This is a genomic window from Nocardia sp. NPDC005366 (assembly GCF_040606855.1).
In the GTDB taxonomy this organism is placed as follows: Bacteria; Actinomycetota; Actinomycetes; order Mycobacteriales; family Mycobacteriaceae; genus Nocardia.
Genome location: NZ_JBEXFQ010000013.1, coordinates 73110 through 91623, shown reverse-complemented (window position 1 = coordinate 91623; position 18514 = coordinate 73110). Strand labels below are relative to the sequence as shown.

Genomic DNA, 18514 nt, shown 5'->3' with positions numbered 1-18514 from the left:
CCGAAACGCCTCCGGCGGTGGAGTCCAATCACCACCGCCGGAGGTTTTCGGGCGGTCTCGCCTCGCGGACGCGCCGCCTCCTCAGAACAGAGTCAGACTCTGTGGAGCCGAAGGCGCGCCCGTCTTCCCCGAGGCCCGCGGCCCGGTGGTCTTTTCCAGTGGTGCGGCGGTCTCCTGCATGGTCACGGCGGGCAACTCGATGGTGCTCGCCTCCCCCACTGCCGCCGAGGCCGCCGCTTCACGCGCCGCTTCGCCGGCGAGCGCGTCGGCCTTCTCGTTGAAGTAGTTGCCAACGTGACCGCGCACCCAGCGGAAGCGGACCGGGCCGGGCCGGCCCGCGATGGCCCGATCGATCTGCTTGATGATCTCGACATTCTTGACCGGCGCCCCGGTGGAGGTGCGCCAGCCGTTCGTGCGCCACCCCGAGATCCATTCCGACGCGCATTTGATCGCGTAGAGCGAATCACTTTCGATGAAAAGGGGTTCCGGACCGGGATGGGCGATGATCGCCTCGTAGACCGCGCGTAGTTCCGCGATCTGGTTGGTTCCCGAGGCGCCTCCGCCGCTGTGCGAAGACCCCTGATGATTGACCCAAGCCCAGCCGATGGCGCCGCCCGGGTTTCGCAGGCAGGATCCGTCGGTGCTCACGATGATCATGGATGGCACCTTACGCAATCCGACCGACAAGATCGGTACCGTGGAATTCCTCGATTTCCCTACGCAATTGCGACTCCGTGCGTCGTAGCGCCTTCCTGACGGCGGAATCCACCAGCCCGGTGCACAGGCGACCGAGGACTCCACGCGGTGCAGCGTACTCCGCTTCGGAGGTCAGCACCGACCGTCCGTAGCCGAGCGGGTCGAACCGTAGGGTCAGGGTGCCCGACAGACGTCCGCGCAGGGTGTAGCCGATGACGACGTTGCGGCGGTATTCGGTGATCTCGCACGCCGTCTTGGGATGCCAGAGCGCGACCCTTGCCGTGGTGTCGTAGACCGCGCCGAGGCCCTGGTCGATATCGCTGGCCGGTTCGAATTCGGCGACGCCGAACATCCAGTCCGGGACGAAGAGGTGATTGTCGGTGTAGCTGAACGCCACTTCGACGGGTGCCCCGACGTCACTCGCATACTTGATGTGGCCCATCGACCCTCCCTGCCTGACTAGCGACGTTCGTCCCTCGCGGCTGTGCGAGCGCTCCGGTGAGAACTCGTCGCCGGGATCCACGCTGCCGACAAAAGTACTACAGCTCTCCTCTTTATTGCAGGGGTTGGGCACGATTCGGTGGGGCGGATTTCCGCTCGCGACCGGCCGGTTGCTTGGTAGAAGAATCGCCGTACCGCCGGGTCGGCAGGCCGATCCGACGTCAGATTCGATCGACCAGATACTCCGCGATCGGTATCGCCGATGTCGCGGCGGGTGACGGCGCGTTCAGCACATGTATCGACCGCGGGGTGCGTTCGATCAGGAAATCGTGCACGAGGGTGCCGTCACGCAGCACCGCCTGCGCGCGGATTCCCGCCTCGCGCGGCTGCAGGTCGGCCATCGTCAATTCCGGGCAGTACCTGCGGCATTCGGCGAGATATCCGCGTTTGAAAAGGGAGTTGCGCAGTTCGCGGGCCCCCGTGCGGAAATGGGCGCGGGCGAGCTTGCGCAGTCCGGGAAAACCCAGGACGTCCCTGGCGTCGCGCAGATCCACGCTGCCCTTGCGGTAGCCCTCTCGCGACAGTCCGAGCACCGCGTTGGGTCCGACGGTCAGCTCACCGTCGATGGTCGGGCTCAGATGCACCCCGAGGAACGGCAGGCTCGGATCGGGTACCGGGTAGATCAGCGTGCGCACCAGGCCCGCCCGCTCCGGCGGCAATCGGTAGTACTCGCCGCGGAACGGCACGATCCGGAAATCCGTGCGCAGCCCCGCCAGCGCGGCCATCCGGTCGGCCTGCACGCCCGCGCAGACCACGAGCGTGCGTGCGCGCCAACTCCCCTCGGGCCCTGACGCGGTCACCGAATCCTGCGATTCGGTCAGCGAGTTGATCTCCGCGCCGAGCACGATCTCACCGCCCCGCGCCGCGACCTCCGCGGCGAGCGCGATGGTCACCCGCGTGTAATCGATGATTCCGGTACCGGGGACGAACAGCGCGCCCACGCCGGACACCCGAGGTTCCCGCCGCTTCAGCGCGGACTCGTCGAGTAACTCCACCTCGACCCCGTTGGTCACCGAGCGCTGGTACAGATCGAGCATTCTGCGGTGCTCGTCGGCATCGGTCGCGACGAGCAGCTTTCCGCACACGTCGAACGGAATTCCCTGCGCGGCGGCGTAATCCTTGGTCCACTGCGCGCCGCGCACGCACAGTCGCGCCTTCAGGCTGCCCGGCTCGTAGTAGATCCCGGAATGGATGACGCCGCTGTTGTGCCCGGTCTGGTGCACGGCCAGGGACGCTGCCTTCTCCACCAGCACCAGGCTCGCGCCGGGATGGCGTCGCAGCAGCGTCCTCGCTGTGGCCACACCGACGATTCCGCCGCCGATCACGCAGTAGTCGTACACGCGGACCCACAGTAGTGCGCCGATCGGCGCACTGGACTGGTGACCGATTGCTCGCGCTATGCGCGACTCCGCTGTGCCGTCACGGTGTCGGAGGACGTCTCCGATATGGCGGAAGGGATCGGAGTGCGGTCGACACGCAGGTCGTGTTCGCCCAGCGCCGGGTCGGAGAGGGTGAAGGTCACCTTGCCTCGGCGGGTGTCGATTTCGGTCCGGACCGCGGTGATGCCCGATGGGTCGGCCTCGGTGCCGAAATCGTCGCGGAACTGCTCGGAGCGCAGGAAATCCGACAGTGTCGAGAACAGGTTGGTATCGACGGTGAAGGCGACGGAATTTCGCTCCGGCGCGAAATGCGCGCCCACGTAGGCGGTTCCGATACCCAGACGACCGCCGACTCCGGTGGGCGGTGCGGGGGTGACCGCGACCCGGTCGGCGCGCGGCGCCACAATCGTCGTGGCCGGGGGCGCGTCGGGTTCCTCGATCCGTGTCCGGATCAGGAACGACGGCCGATCGATTCGGTCGCCGATACGCACCGACTCGGTGACAACAGGATCAGTGCGCGGCGCGTCCCGAATCGCCGCGGGCGGTGCGCCGGAGTCGGAGATTACGACGCCGGGCCGCTGGGTATCCGGGATCTGTCGGACGATGTAGGACCCCGCGGCGAAGGTCAGGCTGAGGCTCGCGGCGCCGGCCAGCACGATCGCGGTATGACGGGCGATCTGGGTGGAATTGTGTGCGGTCACGGTGTGGTCCTTCCCGGGCCCCCACTCCCCTGGCGTATGCATGCCTGGCCCGCGTCGTCGGAAGCCGTACACATGTCCAGGTTACGGCCCGACCCGAGCTCGCCGTCTCGGTGCGAGCAGGATCACAGGCCCGAGCTGCGCTGATGTTTCTGTCCGCTGACGTCGGGGTAACACTGGGGGTAGCTGGCGAGCGTCATGCTCGACTGCCACCTAGAGATACCCGGACAATGGCGTCCGGCCGTCGACATATACGGCGCACCCAAGTGTGGCGCTCGCCCGCTCCCGAATCTCGGACCGGGCGGTTGCGGCCGTCGCCGCCCGCCCGGCCGGGAGTTCCTTCGGGGAGAAATCCGAGCTAGACGAACTGCCCCGCCGCTCGCCCCGTACCCGCCGGTCCGGCGAAAGCCTGCGCGATGGTCAGCCAGTCCGCGGCGTCCGGCCCGATCGCCTCCAGCGCGAGATCGTCACGGTGACGCCGTTGGGTCACCAGCAGACAGAAATCCTGCGCGGGGCCGCTGATCCGTTGGGCCGCGTCCGCCGGTCCCCACGCCCAGATGTCGCCGTCCGGTGCGGTGAGTTCCACCCGGAACTCCTCGGCGGGCGGCGTCGTGCCGCGCACGGTGTACGCGAAATTCCTGGTGCGGACGCCGATATGGGCGATATTGCGCAGCCGTGCGGTGGGCTCGCGCTGTGCGCCGAGCGCGTCGGCCACATCCTGGCCGTGCGCCCAGGTTTCCATGACGCGGGCGGTGACCATCGACGCCGGACTCATCGGCGGACCGAACCAGGGCAGTTTGACGCCTGCGGGGACGGCCAGGAGGGCGTCAGCGAGGGTGACGCGGCCCTCGCGCCACCGCCGCAGTAATGCGGGCGCGGGCGTGCGTGCGGCTTCCTCGGCGGCGTCGTCGACGAAGGTCAACACCTTCGGACCGGCTTCAACGACCATCCTCGTGAAGCCGTCGGCGTCTGTCGCGGCGATGGTGGCGATTTCGTCGGTCCAGGCCAGGTGGCCGATCTGATGGGCGATGGTCCATCCGGAGGCAGGCGTGGCGCGAGTCCACTCCCCGGGCGGCAGCGGGGCGACGAGTTGTTCCAGGTCCGCGCATTCACCGGCGAAATCGTCCAGCAGCGCCTCGAGATCAGCCATGTGCTCTTCCCTACCGGTAGTGGTGCGCACCAGTGCGCGTCGTTGCCGACCCAGCATCGCACCCTGATCAGAAAAAATGCAAGCACGCCCGCTTGTTTTTATGCGCGCCGGGCCCGATGTGGCCTACCAGCCGAAAATCGCCAGGTGAGCCGCGCCGACAACCAGGCCGAGTACCGCTCCGTGCAGGTAGAGCAGCCATGCGTCCTGTTCGACGGAGGCGTAGAACATCTCCATGAACTCCCCCGGACTCAGCAGTTGAAGTTTGCGGGCGGCGAATTCATCGATCGTCTTCGCCTGTTCGAGCGTGAGCTCCTCGTCCTGCACCATGCGCGGCGCGAGCCCGACCGCGGCGCCCGCCGCACCCACCTTGAGGTTGTCGAACTGCCTCTTCCCGAACGCGGCGCGCACCATCGAGGTCGTCGGTCCCAACTGCCGATGGATTTCGTCGGACACCACGCGCTCGATCAGCTGGCGGGTCTTGTCGCCATTGGGTCCGTCGAGTAGTTCGTGGGACAGATTGGGCAGGGTGAGCACCTGATAGGCCAGGATATGCGCCAGATCGACCGCGGCCTGCGACTGCCGTTTAGCCAGCAGCGCCTGTTTCCACAGATACTTGTACCGCGGCTGTGGATCGCCGGGTTCGAAGACCATCTTGACCGCGATGACATTGACCGCCACGCCGATCGCCGCGGCGCTCGCCAGCACGATCACCCAGGCGGGTAACCAGCCGATAATCGGAATGCTCTGGTGCACATGCAGATACAGCGCCATGATCAGACCGAACGGGGCGCCGAGCAGACCGATCCGCACCATGAACTTCAATTCGGGGGCGGCGATGGTGGTGGTGAGATCCTTCAGGATGTACGGATTCTCGTGCAGATACCTGATGACGAAACTCTTGATATCGATGAGTTGATCGATGGCGTCGCCGAGGGTGTCGAACGCACGCCGCGTCAGCTGCGGCAACTGCCGGTCCACCCGCTGATAGATGACCTGCTTGACCTGTTTGGGCACCGAACGCCAGAAATCCGGATTCTCCCGGTACATGATCTCGTCGATGATCGGTTGCACCTGACCGCGAGCGAGCGTGGCGAGTTGATCGGAGATTCCGTCCAGATCGAGTTCGTGAATGAAATCCCTCGGACTTCCGATGCGCATCAACGCCTTGTCGACGCAGATACTGGCCATCTTCTCCGCGCGCGCCGGAATGAAACCCTGGAAACCCAGCCGCCGCCCGTCGCCGGAGAACGTCGGAAGTACCTGCACCCGCCGCGGAAAATACGGATAGAGGACCTGCAAACCGGGGATGCGCACCCCGCGGAACTGCACCGGCCAGAACAGCATCAGCACGCCGGTCCAGTTGGTCAGCCATCCCGCGAGCGCGCTGAAGACCGGGAACGTGATCAGATCGACGACGAATTTGCTCTGGCCGGTCCATTCTTCCCAATCGATGAACACGCCCGAGGCGAGTGTCGTCATCGTGGGATCCCCCTGGTGCGCCCGGTCCTCGAGTATCGAAGTCCCCACAGTCTCATTGGCCTGGTCGGGGTGTCAACGCGGGTATCCCCACGACATGCCTGCCCGTTGACGGACGCTTCTTCTTCGCTGTCAGCGAACCCGGGGATCAATGTGGAACAAACCGCCGGGGGGTGGGGTTGAGTAGGCGTCGCTCAACTTGAGAAGGGTCGAACACGTGACTACACCTCAGAATCTGCCGGTGCTGTTCCTGACCGATCCGATCGTGCTGCCGGGCATGGTCGTGCCCATCGAACTGGACGAATCCGCACAGGCTGCCATCGACGCCGCGCAGGCCGCGAAGACCTCGGCGGTGTTGCTCGCGCCCCGGCTGTCGGAGGGCTACGCCACCTACGGCGTGGTCGCCACCATCGAGCAGGTCGGACGTATGCGCGGTGGCGCGCCCGCGGCCGTATTGAAGGCCGAACGGCGCGCGAAGATCGGTCACGGGGTCACCGGGCCGGGCGCGGCGCTGTGGGTCGAGGCCGAACCGGTCGATACGCCCGCCGTCGACGGCCGCACCACCGAACTCGCCGCCGAGTACAAGAAGCTCGTTGTCGCGGTGTTGCAGCGCCGCGAGGCCTGGCAGATCATCGACGCGGTCACTCAGCTGACCGATCCGTCGGCGATCGCCGACACCGCCGGTTACGCGCCGTACCTGACCACCGATCAGAAGCGCGAACTGCTGGAAACCCCCGACGTGAGCACGCGTCTGACCACGCTGATCGAGTGGACCAAGGCGCATATCGCCGAGACCGAGGTCACCGAGAAGATCAGTGACGACGTGCGCGAGGGTTTGGAGAAGAGTCAGCGCGAATTCCTGCTGCGCCAGCAACTCAACGCCATCCGCAAGGAATTGGGCGAGGACGAGCCGGACGGCGCGGACGACTACCGGACCCGCGTCGAACAGGCCGACCTGCCCGGCGAGATTCGCGAGGCCGCGCTGCGCGAGGTGGGCAGGCTGGAGCGCGCCAGCGATCAGAGCCCGGAATCGGGCTGGATCCGCACCTGGCTCGATACCGTGCTGGAATTGCCGTGGGCGGTGAAAACCACTGATAACACCGATATTTCGGCCGCCCGTGCGGTACTCGACGCCGATCACCACGGGTTGGACGAGGTCAAGGACCGCATGGTCGAATACCTGGCCGTGCGTGCCCGGCGGGCCAAGCGTGGACTCGAGGTCGTCGGCGGGCGCGGTTCGGGCGCGGTGCTGGTGCTCGTCGGTCCGCCCGGTGTCGGCAAGACCTCCCTCGGTGAATCCGTGGCGCGGGCGCTCGGGCGCGAATTCGTTCGCGTCGCCCTCGGCGGTGTGCGCGACGAGGCGGAGATCCGCGGTCACCGTCGCACCTACGTCGGCGCGCTGCCCGGTCGGATCGTGCGTGCCATCAAGGAAGCGGGTTCGATGAATCCCGTTGTCCTGCTGGACGAGATCGACAAGGTCGGATCCGATTTCCGCGGTGACCCGGCGGCGGCGCTGCTCGAAGTACTCGATCCGGCGCAGAACCACACGTTCCGCGATCACTACCTCGATCTGGATCTCGACCTGTCCGATGTGCTGTTCATCGCGACCGCCAATGTCATGGACACCATTCCCGGGCCGCTGCTGGACCGGATGGAGTTGATCACCGTCGACGGCTACACCGAGGCCGACAAGGTGGCCATCGCCCGTGACTTCCTGGTGCCGCGCCAGTTGGAGCGCAACGCGCTGACCGCCGAGGAGGTGTCGATCACCGAGGAGGCGTTGCGCGAGATCGCCGCGAACTACACCAGGGAAGCCGGAGTGCGGCAGATGGAACGGCTGATCGCGAAGGCGTTGCGCAAGGCCGCGACGAAACTGTCCGATGTCGACGGCACCGGACTGGGTTACGACGCCGAACTCGGGTACGACGGCGCCGATGCCGTCCTGACCTCGGATGTGCTGACCATCGGTCTCGGGGATCTGAAGGAGTACCTGGGACGCCCGCGCTTCACCCCCGATTCGGTGGAACGCACGGCGGTGCCAGGTGTGGCGACCGGTCTGGCCGTCACCGGCGCCGGCGGCGATGTCCTCTACATCGAGGCCAATGCCGCCGAGGGCGAACGTTCACTGACCCTGACCGGTCAGCTGGGCGATGTCATGAAGGAATCCGCGCAGATCGCGCTGACCTACGTGCGCTCGCATCTCGAGGAGATCGGCATCGAACCGTCGCTGCTCGACCGGAATATCCACATCCACTTCCCGGCGGGCGCGGTGCCGAAGGACGGCCCTTCGGCGGGTGTCACCATGGTCACCGCCCTGGTGTCGCTGGCCTTGGGCAGGCAGGTGCGCGGTGATGTCGGCATGACCGGTGAGGTCACGCTGAACGGCCGGGTGCTGCCGATCGGCGGCGTGAAGCAGAAACTGCTCGCCGCTCAGCGCGCGGGGCTGAAAACCGTGTTCATCCCGGCTCGCAACGAACCGGATCTCGACGAGGTGCCCGCCGAAGTGCTGGCCGCCTTGGATGTTCGCCCCGTCGCCGACGTGGCCGATATCTTGGCCTACGCCATCGAACCGGTGGTCGAACCGGCCATCGATCGTCCGGCGTTCGCCGCCTCCGCGTAATCCGATCCCGAGGAGCCGGGCACGAGAGATTCTCGTGCCCGGCTCTTTTCGGTCATTCCGAGCGCGGCGCGATCATGTGACATGACAGACAGCACGTGCTGTCGACTTCGAGGCCCGACCGAAGCGCTTCGCTACGCGGCGGAGACGAAATTCGTGATGCCGGAAATCATCCGGCCAGATCGCGTTCCACGGTCCGCGTGGTTCCCTGGGCCAGAGCGCACAGGATCGGATCGCCATCATCGCTTTCGGCATAGATCTCGCAATTGACCACCGCTTGGCGGCGGGTCGCCCCGGTGACCACGGCGTCCGCTCGCAGCCGCGCGCCACGGGCCGGGCGCAGGTAGGTGATGGTGAAACCGCCGGTGAGCACATTGGCGCCGAGTACGGTGCCTGCCGCGAAGGTGAGCGCGTTATCGGCCAGATAGGACAGCACGCCGCCGTGTACGTAACCGAATTGCTGGCCGATCTCGGCGCGGATCGGGACGACCAGGGTCGCGCGACCGTCACCGAAATCGGTGATCTCGGTACCGACCAGGTTGGCGAAGGGTTGTGCGGCGAGTACCTGCCGCGCTGATTCGAGTTCGAGCGTCGCGGACGTCACGGTCATGGGAATCCCTTCTCCGGGTGATGCATTCAGTGATCGGTGGCGAGGGTGCGCCAGGCGGCGTCGGCCAATTCGTCTGCCACCGCGGTGGGTGCGGCGCACATGTCGCCCGCTAGCCATTGACGCGAATACTCCTGCGCCGCACCGAGCCACAGGGCGTAGACCAGATCGAAGGGCAGGTCGCGCACCGCGCCGTAGCGCGCGTGGGTGCGCCACCAGCGCCAGATATCGGTCATGAACTGCCTGTTGGTATCGCTCTCGCGTACCCCGGGCGGTCTGGCCGAGAGCAGCACCGTCGCGCGGTACTGGTTTTCGCTCACCCAGCGCAGATGTTCGACGACCCCGGCGGTGATACCCGCACGGGCGTCGGCGCTGTCGCCGACCGCCGCCCAGAAATGTTGCTGATAGTCGGTGAGCGCGTTCGCCCACACCTGACGGTAGAGATCGGCCTTATCCGGAAAGTGGTGGTAGAGCGCGCCGACGCTCGCCCCCGCCGCGTCCCTGATCTGCGCCAATGTCGCATCGAGCGCACCGTGCTCGGCGAATTGCCGCTCGGCCGCGAGCAGCAACCGATCTCGAATCTTCATATACAGAATTTAGTTCGGTTTTCCAGACGGCGCAAGACCGGCCGGGGATCGCGGGGACGGCTCAGGCGAGCGGCCGCGGCCTCCGCAGTAGCCAGCCCAGGAACGAGCGCCGTGGCGGACGCGGATACTCCGCGACGATCATCCCGGACCCGAGCGTCCCGTCCACCCGCAGCAGGGGAGCGCCGGGCAGTCGCGGTTCGTCCACCCGGTTCCGGACAGCGCCGCTGCTGACACGCACCCGGTCCAGATCGGCCCGCCACCCACGCGGCACGACGAGGGTGAGGCGGCCGGAGGAGACCGTCGCGTGCACCGCCACCTCGCGATGCGGGCACAGCGCCCTGGTGAAATCGATGCGGACGCGGCCCGAGCGACATTCGGCGGTGATCTCCGCGGGCACTATCCATTCGCCGTCTTTCACCCGCGTCCCACTGGCGACCCGCAATTCGAGCGGTTCCCGCGCCGCCGCGACCACAGCGAGATCGGCGGTCACCGCGACGAGTTCGGCCGAACTGCGCGCGGTATAGAGACCGCGGCCAGTCGCTTGTCGACTTCGGCCAGATCGAGTTCACCGTCTTCGACGGCCAGTTGTAGTTGGCGTGCGGCGATCTCCCGGTCGACATCCGCGATCTCGGTCGCGGGCACGGCGGGGGAGTTCTGCGTGGATTCGCTCATCGCCATCATTCCTACTCGTCCTGTCGGCCTACTCGTCCTGTCGGCCTACTCATCCTGTCGGCCTACTCGTCCTGTCGGCATTGCCGGGAGCCGATCGCGCGGCGCTACGACAGCGCTGTCACCTTCCATCCTTACGGTGGTGGTGACGGTATGTACAGCACAATCCCGTGGCTCACCGAGGTGTCCACCGAAGTCGCATACGGATGGATGACTCGCCCCGGCACGGGGATCGGCTCGGGGGCCGATGCCGCCACGCCAGGTCGGCGTGGCATTCAAAGAAACCGGCGCAGAAGAGGTCTCGGTTGTCAGTCGCTGGATGTGCTGCCGGGCAACTGAACCGGGGTACGGTTCGCGGCGCGGTCGCCGTCTCGCTGTTCCCGCTGACCCGATTGGGGGTCGGCTGCGAGATAGTGGCCGACGAGGATTTCGCCGAAGTGGATCGTTTGGGAGATTATCTCGTCGACGTCGATGGCGATGGCACCCGCACGCCATGCGGTCGTCAGCTCGACGAAACCGCCGACAGCCATCAGCACGGTGCGATAGAACTCGTTGCGGGGCAAGCCGTTTCGCAGGTATGGCGCCATTCCCGTCGCGAGCACATCGGTGGCGACGAGTATCAGGTCGCGGCGACGACGCTCGAGGATTTCGCTGCCCGCGTGGTCACCGAACAGGACCTGCGTGCGGCGCGGATCGGCGGCGAAGCCGGTGACCACGGCTTCGACCGCTCGGCGGAATACCACGAGCGGCTCCGAATCCCGCAGACCATCGATCGCCGTGACCAGAGTGGCGGTCGTTTCGTCGCGAACCTGATCCCATACCGCGGCGAGCAGCGCGTCTCGATCCGAGAAGCTCTCGCGGAAGTACCGATCGTTCAACCGTGCCCGTGCGCACACGCTGCGCAGGCTCACCGCGGCCCAGCCGCCGTCGGCCCAGATGTCGATGGCCGCGTCGATCAGCTGTTGGCGGCGGGCGGCGCGCCGCATCTCGGCGGTGCGACCGCCCCGGGTCTGGGAGGTGGTCATAACTCCATCTTGACAAGACCTCACCATGGAAGCATTAATTGGTGACGGAGCGTCACCAAAATGAGGTGGCCGCCGACGGGCCTGCCTCGAACGTTCGCAGCGCCGCGAAAGGACACCACGTGTACCGGAGCATTGTCCGCAGGATTCAACAACGCGCCGCCGACTTGGCGGATCTGTATCCGTCCAGAACGCACGCGCTCGCCGAGCCGCCCGCGGGCAGCGATCTACTTCCTGTGCTCGGCCACTCCGGGTTGCCGCTGATCGGACAGTCGTTGCGGGTCTACACCGGCGTGATCGGATGGTCACGGAAAACCTTCGACAAGTACGGCGAAGTCTCGTGGACGGAGGTATTCGGTCGCCGGGCGGTCTACGTCTTGGGTCCGGCCGCACTGGAGACCGTGTGGGCCAACAAGGACAAAGCCTTCTCGAGCGAGAAGGGCTGGGAGTTCTGGATCGGGCCGTTCTTTCGCCGCGGCATCATGCTGCTCGACTTCGAAGAGCACCTGCATCACCGGCGCATCATGCAGCAGGCATTCACCCGGCCGCGATTGATCAATTACCTCGAGCTGATGCAGCCGGGTATCGAGCGGGACCTCGCCTCGTGGCAGCCCGGCACCGAATTCCGGTTGTACGACCACGTCAAGCAGATGTTGCTGAATCTGGCAACCGAGGTATTCGTCGGCGCGGAACTGGGTGCGGAGGCCGAACAGTTGGAGCGCGCGTTCGAGGCCGCGGTGGTCGGCGGACAGGCCCTGGTACGCGCGGACGTCCCTGGCGGCACCTGGTCGCGCGGGTTACGCGGACGCCGGGTGCTGGAGGAATATTTCCGTGCGCAGCTGCCCGCCAAACGGGCCGGGGCGGGGACCGATCTGTTCAGCGTGCTGTGCCACGCGACGAGTGAGGACGGTGAAACCTTCACCGACGCCGACATCGTCAACCATATGATCTTCGCCCTGATGGCAGCGCACGACACCACCGCCGTCACGATATCCATGCTCACCTATCTGCTCGGCAAGAATCCGCACTGGCAGGAGCGGCTTCGCGCGGAATCGCTTGCCCTGGGCAAAGACTCGCTCGAATACGACGATCTCGATCGGCTGCCGTCGCTGGATCTCGCGTTCAAGGAAACACTGCGCATGTACGCCCCCGCGGGAATGTTGATGCGCCAAGCGCTCGAGGACACCGAAATCCTCGGTCACTACATCCCGGCAGGCACCGACATCCTGATCGGCGCGTACCCGTCGATGCGGCTGGAGCGCTGGTGGCCGCGGCCGGACGAATTCGACCCGGAACGTTTCGCCCCGGAACGGCGCGAGGACAAAGTGCACCGCTATGCCTGGTCACCCTTCGGCGGCGGGGCGCACAAATGCATCGGTCTGCACTTCGGCGGAATGACCGTGAAGTCGATCATGCACCGGCTATTGCTGCGCTACGAATGGAGTGTCCGCTCCGATTATCAGGTACCGCTGACCTGGGGCACCGGGCCCACACCCGACGACGGACTGCCGATCAACCTCCGGCCGCGCTCCGTCCGGATATCGGCCCCGTCATCGGCCGCATGATGTCCAGGATCATCGTCGATCGGAATCGATGCGAGGGCCATGCGCTCTGTGTCGCGTTGGTGCCCGATATCTTCGAGATCGACGACGAGGACAAGGCGACCGTGCCCGGCGTGGTGAGCGACGACCAACTCGACAACGTCGGGCTCGCCGTCGACACCTGTCCGGTCGCGGCCCTCCGCGTCGAGCCGCCGCTGCCGCCCGCCTCGTGAAGGACGAGCCGATCGCGCGACGGTACGGCATTGCTGTCACCCTCCGTCCGTACGATGGTGGCGACGGTATGCACAGCACAACCCCGTGGCTCACGGAGGTGTCAACCGATGTCGCATACAGATGGATAACCCGCCCCGGCACGTGATCGGCTCGGGGGCGGACGCCGCCGAAGGTCCCCGTTCGGCCGGGGTGCGCCGGTGGCTGCTGCACGTCGATCTCGATCAGTTCCAGGCGGCGGTGGAATTCCGGCGTCATCCGGAACTGCGCGGGCTTGCGGTGATCGTCGGCGGCAACGGCGACCCGACCGAGCCGCGCAAGGTGGTGACCTGCGCGTCCTATCCGGCGCGGGCCTTCGGCGTCAGGGCCGGAATGGCCTTGCGCTCGGCGCAGCGCAAATGCCCGGACGGTATTTTCCTTCCGCTCGATATGGCGACCTACGAGGAGGCGTCCGACGAGGTCATGGCGGTGCTGCGTACTTTCCCCTGCCGAGTCGAGGTGTGGGGTTGGGACGAGGCGTTCCTCGCCGCCGACACCGATGATCCAGAACGCCTCGCGGCCGAGATCCGCAGTGCCGTCGCCGCATTGGATCTGACCTGCGCGATCGGGTTGGGGGATAACAAACTCACCGCGAAACTGGCCACCGGCTTCGCCAAAGCATCGGGGAAAGCCTCGGCCGAACCCGCGAACGCCGCCGCCGCGAACGTCGGAATGTTTCGGCTGACCGCGTCGAACTGGACCGACGTGATGGCGCACCGGCCGACAACCGCGCTGTGGGGTGTCGGCGGTCGCATCGCGGCCAGGCTCGCCGCGCTCGGCATCGAAACCGTCGCCGATCTGATGGCCGCCGACCGACACCGCCTTGCAGCCGAATTCGGCCCGAATACCGGCCCCTATCTGTGGGTGCTCGGCCACGGCAAGGGCGATACCGACGTGACCACCGAGCCGAGAATTCCGTTGGGGCGCAGCAAATCCGAGACCTTCCCCCACGATCTGACCGAACGCGCCGATATCGACGCCCAGGTGGCGCGGCTGGCACGGGAGGTGGCCGAGGAGATGGCCGAGGCGGGCCGCGTCAGCACCCGGGTATCGGTCACCGTGCGCAGCAATACCTTCTTCACCCGCAGCAAACAGGAGAAACTGCCCGCGCCGACTATTGATATCGCGCGGATCGTCGAAACGGCGCTGCGCATCGTCGACCGATTCGAGTTGGACCGTCCGGTGCGACTGCTCGGCGTCCGACTGGAGCTGGCGCCCGAGTAGTCGGTGCGGCCCGGTCCTCGGTCCGAATCCCAGCGATGACGGCGAACGCTCGTATGCTCGACCCATGGAGTTCTGGGCGATGGTTGCGAATGAATCGGACAGCGGGATCGTCTTGACCAAGCAGCGGGTGTCCGAGGATTTCCTCGGTCCAGGCGATGTGACGATCAAGGTGCACTACTCGAGCGCTAACTACAAGGACGCACTGGCCATCACCCCCGGCGGTGGCGTGGTGCGCAACTATCCGATCGTGCCAGGCATCGATATCACCGGTGAGGTCGTCAGCTCCGACGACGATGCTTTCGTCCCCGGTGATCTCGTCGTCGCGCACGGCTACGACATCGGCGTCGCGCGCAACGGCGGATTCGCCGAGTACGCGCGGGTGCCCGCCGAATGGGTGGTGAAACTCGACGGGCTGAGCACCAAGGACGCGGCCGCGATCGGCACCGCCGGTTTCACCGCGGCATTGAGCGTACAGACCCTGCTCGACCGTCGGCTGACTCCCGAAACCGGCGCGATCCTGGTCACCGGCGCGTCGGGAGGCGTCGGCAGCGTCGCCATCGATATTCTCTCCGGGCTCGGATTCGAGGTGATCGCCTCGACCGGCAAGACCGACGCCGCCGACAAACTGGCCGATATCGGCGCGAACGAGGTCATCGGCCGCTTGCCGGAAGATCCCGACGCGAAACCGCGTCCACTGTCGAAGGCGCGGTGGGCGGGCGCGGTGGACAGTGTGGGCGGCGCATCGCTGGCCTACATCCTCAGTTCGATCGGCTACGGGGGAACAGTCGCCGCCAGCGGCCTGACCGGCGGCCACGTGCTGCCTACCACCGTGATGCCGTTCATTCTGCGAGGTGTCGCCCTTATCGGCATCGATTCCGTCGCACTGCCCATCGAGCAGCGCCGCGAACTGTGGGGACGTCTCGCCGAGGAGTTGCGCCCCCGGCACCTCTCGGAGATCGAGAACGTCGCGCCGATCACCGAGGCGGAGAAGGTACTGCACGCCATCAAGAACGGGACGCATTCCGGCCGAACGATTTTCGGCGTGGCGGGCGAGTTCTGAGCCGGTGGAGCCGACGGCCCCGCTGACAGTGGTCGGGGCCGTTCATCGCGTTCTCACTTGCTACCCCAGACGATGACCCGCGCGGTATATGTGCCGGTTGTGTCGTTGCGCGACAGATCGGTGATGAACGCGCTGCGCCGCTGTGCCGTCGTCACGCAGTAGCCATTGCCGGGGGCGAACGGCAGCGTCTCCGAACCCTGAGTGGAGACGGCTTCGGCGCATTGGCGGGCGGTGGGGGCGCTCGATCCGGTCCACTGTGCGAGGGTGGGCTTGGTGGTGAAGAACCCGCCGCCGAGTCCGTAGAGGGTGGCTGCGGGGAAGTCGTCCGAGGACTGGTGGTCATAGCTGATCCAGGTGCTGGCACCGGTGTTGCTCGACAGGATCCGGGGCGGGTCGGAGTCGAGGTTCAGGTAGGTCATATTCATCACCCCGGTCCATTTGATCTGATCCGCGTCGGCCGCGGCGGACGTGCTCGAGGCAGATGCGGAGCCGGTCGTACTCGGTGTCGCCGGAGGACTCGTCTCCCGGTTCGATTCCAATGCGCGGGAGGGTTGTTCGGACTTCGCCGGTGTGGTCGAGCCCGACGAGCACTGCGCGACACCGAACACGATGGCGATCACGATGCCGACGAGCGTGCCGACAGCCCCCACCATCCCCCAGAATTCTGCCCGAGTGTGCCCGTAGATGAGGCCGCTGTTGTTGTCGTCGCCCTGCGGCGGCGTGGGGTCTGCCGACAATGTCCTTCTCCCCCTATTTGTTTCGCGTTGTTCGTATTCGTCGTGTTGCCAGACAATCTAGCTCCAGAATGAGTACGAGCACAGGCTCGACGGAGGTATCCGACGCCGAACACGTCATCGCCGGTCGGTGACGCGGGCTACCGGGCCGGGGTTCCGGGTGTCGTGCAGGGGCGCGGGATCGCCGCGATACCGTCTGGCGCGCAGCGGCCGAACCGTCGAGGTCGGGCGCCCCCGCTGGGCGCCCGACCCCGATCATGCGGCGGCGGTCACCGCGTCGTCGGCGAATTGGGTGCGGTAGAGCTCGGCGTAGCGACCCTCGGCGGCGAGCAGATCGGTGTGGGTGCCGCGTTCCACCACCCGGCCTTCCTCCATGACGAGGATCTGGTCGGCCGCGCGGATGGTGGAGAGGCGGTGCGCGATCACCAGCGCGGTCCGACCCGCCAATGCTTCCGACAGGGCTTCCTGCACCGCGGCTTCCGAGGTGGAATCCAGGGACGCGGTGGCCTCGTCCAGGATGACGACTCGCGGCTGTTTGAGCAGGAGCCTGGCGATGGTGAGCCGCTGGCGCTCGCCGCCGGACAGGCGGTAACCGCGTTCACCGACGACGGTATCCAGTCCGTCCTGCAGCGAGGCCACCAGATCGCGTAACCGCGCCCGCTCCAACGCATCCCACAGTTCGGCCTCGCTCGCTTCCGGACGCGCCAGCAGCAGGTTGGCGCGGATGGTGTCGTGGAACAGGTGACCGTCCTGGGTGACCAGGCCGACGGTGGCACGCAACGACGCGGTGTCCAGCCGCCGAATATCGGTGCCGTTGAGCCGGACCGCGCCGGAATCCACGTCGTACAGGCGGGAAACCAATTGCGCCACCGTCGATTTACCCGCCCCGGAGGACCCGACCAGCGCGATGAGCTGGCCGGGCTCGGCGCGCAGGGAGACCCGATGCAGAACCTCGACGCCGCCGCGCACATCCAGGGTGGCGACATCTTCGAGCGAGGCCAGCGACACCTTGTCGGCGGAGGGGTAGCCGAAACTCACCTCGTCCAATTCCACCGAGACCGGGCCTTCCGGCACGGCGACGGCATCGGGCGCGTCTTCGATCAGCGGCTTCAGGTCGAGTACCTCGAAGACGCGCTCGAAACTCACCAGTGCCGACATGATCTCCATCCGCGCACTAGCCAGTGCGGTCAACGGGGTGTACAGCCTGGTCAACAGCAGAGACAGCGCGACGACCGCACCCGCGTCCAGTTGTCCGCGCAGCGCGTACCAGCCGCCGAGTCCGTATACCAGCGCCACAGCGAGCGCGGAAACCACGGTGAGCGAGGTGACGAAAACGGTCTGCAACATCGCGGTGCGCACCCCGATATCGCGCACCCGTCGTGCCCGCACGGCGAATTCGTCCGATTCCTGCGCGGGCCTGCCGAACAGTTTGACCAGCGTGGCGCCGGGCGCGGAGAAACGTTCGGTCATCTGCGTGCTCATGGCCGCGTTCAATCCGGCGGCCTCGCGCTGGATCGAGGCGAGCCGATGACCCATCCGTCGCGCGGGAAGTACGAATACCGGCAGCAGCAACAGCGCCAACAGGGTGATCTGCCAGGAGATGCCGATCATCACGGCGAGGGTGAGCACCAGCATGACCACGTTCGCGACCACTCCCGACAGGGTGTCGCTGAAGGCCCGCTGCGCGCCGATCACATCATTGTTCAACCTGCTCACCAGCGCGCCGGTGCGAGTCCGCGTGAAGAAGGCGACGGGCATCTTCTGCACGTGATCGAATACCGCGGTCCGCAGATCGAGGATGAGTCCCTCGCCGATCCGCGAGGACAGCCACCGGATCGCCAGGCCGAGGCCAGCGTCGAGTACGGCCAGCGCGCCGATGACGGCGGCCAGTATCACGACCACGCGTGGCGCGGCCCCGCCGACGATATCGTTCACGACTCGACCCGCCAGCAGCGGAGTCGCGACCGCGAGCAGTGCCGAGAACACGCTGAGCAGCAGGAACACCCCGATCCTGCGGCGGTGTGGTTCGGCGAAACGCAGGATGCGCTCGGCCGTGGCGCGACGGAACGGCCGTTCGTCCTGCGGCGCGTTCGCCTGCCGGTACATCTGGCTCCAGGCCACTGACTCGATACTCACGTGCTTGTCCTCTCGCTTCCCGCCCCATCCAACTCCCGGCCTCCGACATTAAGACCTCAACATAGGTTCAGGGCAAGTCGATTCCGCGCCGGAACCGATTTCGCCTACGGCGGAATCCACGCGGCCTGAACAGCGCGTTTAGGCTGG

General features: G+C 66.4%; 18 protein-coding genes. 5 read left to right on the top strand and 13 right to left on the bottom strand.

Annotation, left to right across the window (positions count from 1 at the left end; all coding sequences use genetic code 11):
- Positions 1–81: 81 nt before the first annotated feature.
- The 6 genes from ABZS43_RS17160 to ABZS43_RS17135 all read right to left on the bottom strand — a co-directional run bounded on the left by ABZS43_RS17160 (position 82) and on the right by ABZS43_RS17135 (position 5903).
- Complete coding sequence (locus ABZS43_RS17160) at positions 82–657, bottom strand: ribonuclease H (RefSeq protein WP_355036859.1); 576 nt, start codon at positions 655–657, stop codon at positions 82–84.
- A 10-nt stretch (positions 658–667) separates the two neighbouring features.
- Entirely contained in the window at positions 668–1138 is a 471-nt protein-coding gene (locus ABZS43_RS17155) for an SRPBCC family protein (RefSeq protein ID WP_355036858.1), read from the bottom strand.
- Positions 1139–1358: 220 nt separating this feature from the next.
- Positions 1359–2549 (bottom strand): L-2-hydroxyglutarate oxidase, encoded by a 1191-nt coding sequence (gene lhgO / locus ABZS43_RS17150; RefSeq protein ID WP_355036939.1) that lies wholly within the window; start codon positions 2547–2549, stop codon positions 1359–1361.
- A 44-nt stretch (positions 2550–2593) separates the two neighbouring features.
- On the bottom strand, positions 2594–3277 hold the full coding sequence (locus ABZS43_RS17145; protein ID WP_355036857.1) for a hypothetical protein: 684 nt from the start codon (positions 3275–3277) through the stop codon (positions 2594–2596).
- 355 nt (positions 3278–3632) lie between these two features.
- Positions 3633–4424 (bottom strand): TIGR03084 family metal-binding protein, encoded by a 792-nt coding sequence (locus tag ABZS43_RS17140; RefSeq protein WP_355036856.1) that lies wholly within the window; start codon positions 4422–4424, stop codon positions 3633–3635.
- A 123-nt stretch (positions 4425–4547) separates the two neighbouring features.
- Complete coding sequence (locus tag ABZS43_RS17135; protein WP_355036855.1) at positions 4548–5903, bottom strand: hypothetical protein; 1356 nt, start codon at positions 5901–5903, stop codon at positions 4548–4550.
- A gap of 274 nt (positions 5904–6177) precedes the next feature.
- Between ABZS43_RS17135 and lon the strand changes: the two genes are divergently transcribed.
- Positions 6178–8520 carry an endopeptidase La gene (lon, locus tag ABZS43_RS17130; protein ID WP_355036938.1) on the top strand — a complete coding sequence of 781 codons (2343 nt, stop codon included), beginning with the start codon at positions 6178–6180 and terminating at the stop codon, positions 8518–8520.
- Positions 8521–8686: 166 nt separating this feature from the next.
- Here the strand turns inward: lon and ABZS43_RS17125 are convergent, their stop codons facing one another.
- From ABZS43_RS17125 to ABZS43_RS17105, 5 genes are all read right to left on the bottom strand, one after another.
- A complete protein-coding gene (locus tag ABZS43_RS17125) occupies positions 8687–9127 on the bottom strand; it encodes a PaaI family thioesterase (RefSeq protein WP_355036854.1) in 441 nt (146 codons plus the stop codon).
- 26 nt (positions 9128–9153) lie between these two features.
- Positions 9154–9711, bottom strand: coding sequence for a TetR family transcriptional regulator (locus ABZS43_RS17120; protein WP_355036853.1), 558 nt, complete (start codon positions 9709–9711; stop codon positions 9154–9156).
- A 61-nt stretch (positions 9712–9772) separates the two neighbouring features.
- Positions 9773–10201 (bottom strand): hypothetical protein, encoded by a 429-nt coding sequence (locus ABZS43_RS17115; RefSeq protein ID WP_355036852.1) that lies wholly within the window; start codon positions 10199–10201, stop codon positions 9773–9775.
- Positions 10198–10383, bottom strand: coding sequence for a DUF1707 domain-containing protein (locus tag ABZS43_RS17110; RefSeq protein ID WP_355036851.1), 186 nt, complete (start codon positions 10381–10383; stop codon positions 10198–10200). The genes ABZS43_RS17115 and ABZS43_RS17110 overlap by 4 nt, the downstream gene beginning before the upstream one ends.
- Before the next feature lie 305 nt (positions 10384–10688).
- On the bottom strand, positions 10689–11405 hold the full coding sequence (locus tag ABZS43_RS17105) for a TetR/AcrR family transcriptional regulator (RefSeq protein ID WP_355036850.1): 717 nt from the start codon (positions 11403–11405) through the stop codon (positions 10689–10691).
- A 119-nt stretch (positions 11406–11524) separates the two neighbouring features.
- Here ABZS43_RS17105 and ABZS43_RS17100 point away from each other — a divergent pair, with 119 nt between their 5' ends.
- From ABZS43_RS17100 to ABZS43_RS17085, 4 genes are all read left to right on the top strand, one after another.
- Entirely contained in the window at positions 11525–12967 is a 1443-nt protein-coding gene (locus tag ABZS43_RS17100) for a cytochrome P450 (RefSeq protein WP_355036849.1), read from the top strand.
- On the top strand, positions 12967–13176 hold the full coding sequence (locus tag ABZS43_RS17095; protein ID WP_355036848.1) for a ferredoxin: 210 nt from the start codon (positions 12967–12969) through the stop codon (positions 13174–13176). The genes ABZS43_RS17100 and ABZS43_RS17095 overlap by 1 nt, the downstream gene beginning before the upstream one ends.
- A gap of 190 nt (positions 13177–13366) precedes the next feature.
- Positions 13367–14437 carry a DNA polymerase IV gene (locus ABZS43_RS17090; protein ID WP_355036937.1) on the top strand — a complete coding sequence of 357 codons (1071 nt, stop codon included), beginning with the start codon at positions 13367–13369 and terminating at the stop codon, positions 14435–14437.
- 64 nt (positions 14438–14501) lie between these two features.
- Complete coding sequence (locus tag ABZS43_RS17085) at positions 14502–15497, top strand: oxidoreductase (RefSeq protein ID WP_355036847.1); 996 nt, start codon at positions 14502–14504, stop codon at positions 15495–15497.
- Between the two features lie 53 nt (positions 15498–15550).
- Here ABZS43_RS17085 and ABZS43_RS17080 read toward each other — a convergent pair whose 3' ends face one another.
- Both ABZS43_RS17080 and ABZS43_RS17075 read right to left on the bottom strand, forming a co-directional pair.
- Positions 15551–16234, bottom strand: a complete 684-nt coding sequence (locus ABZS43_RS17080) for a hypothetical protein (RefSeq protein WP_355036846.1) — start codon at positions 16232–16234, stop codon at positions 15551–15553.
- Positions 16235–16486: 252 nt separating this feature from the next.
- Positions 16487–18367: an ABC transporter ATP-binding protein gene (locus ABZS43_RS17075; protein WP_355036845.1), complete on the bottom strand. Its 1881-nt coding sequence runs from the start codon at positions 18365–18367 to the stop codon at positions 16487–16489.
- Positions 18368–18514: the final 147 nt, after the last annotated feature.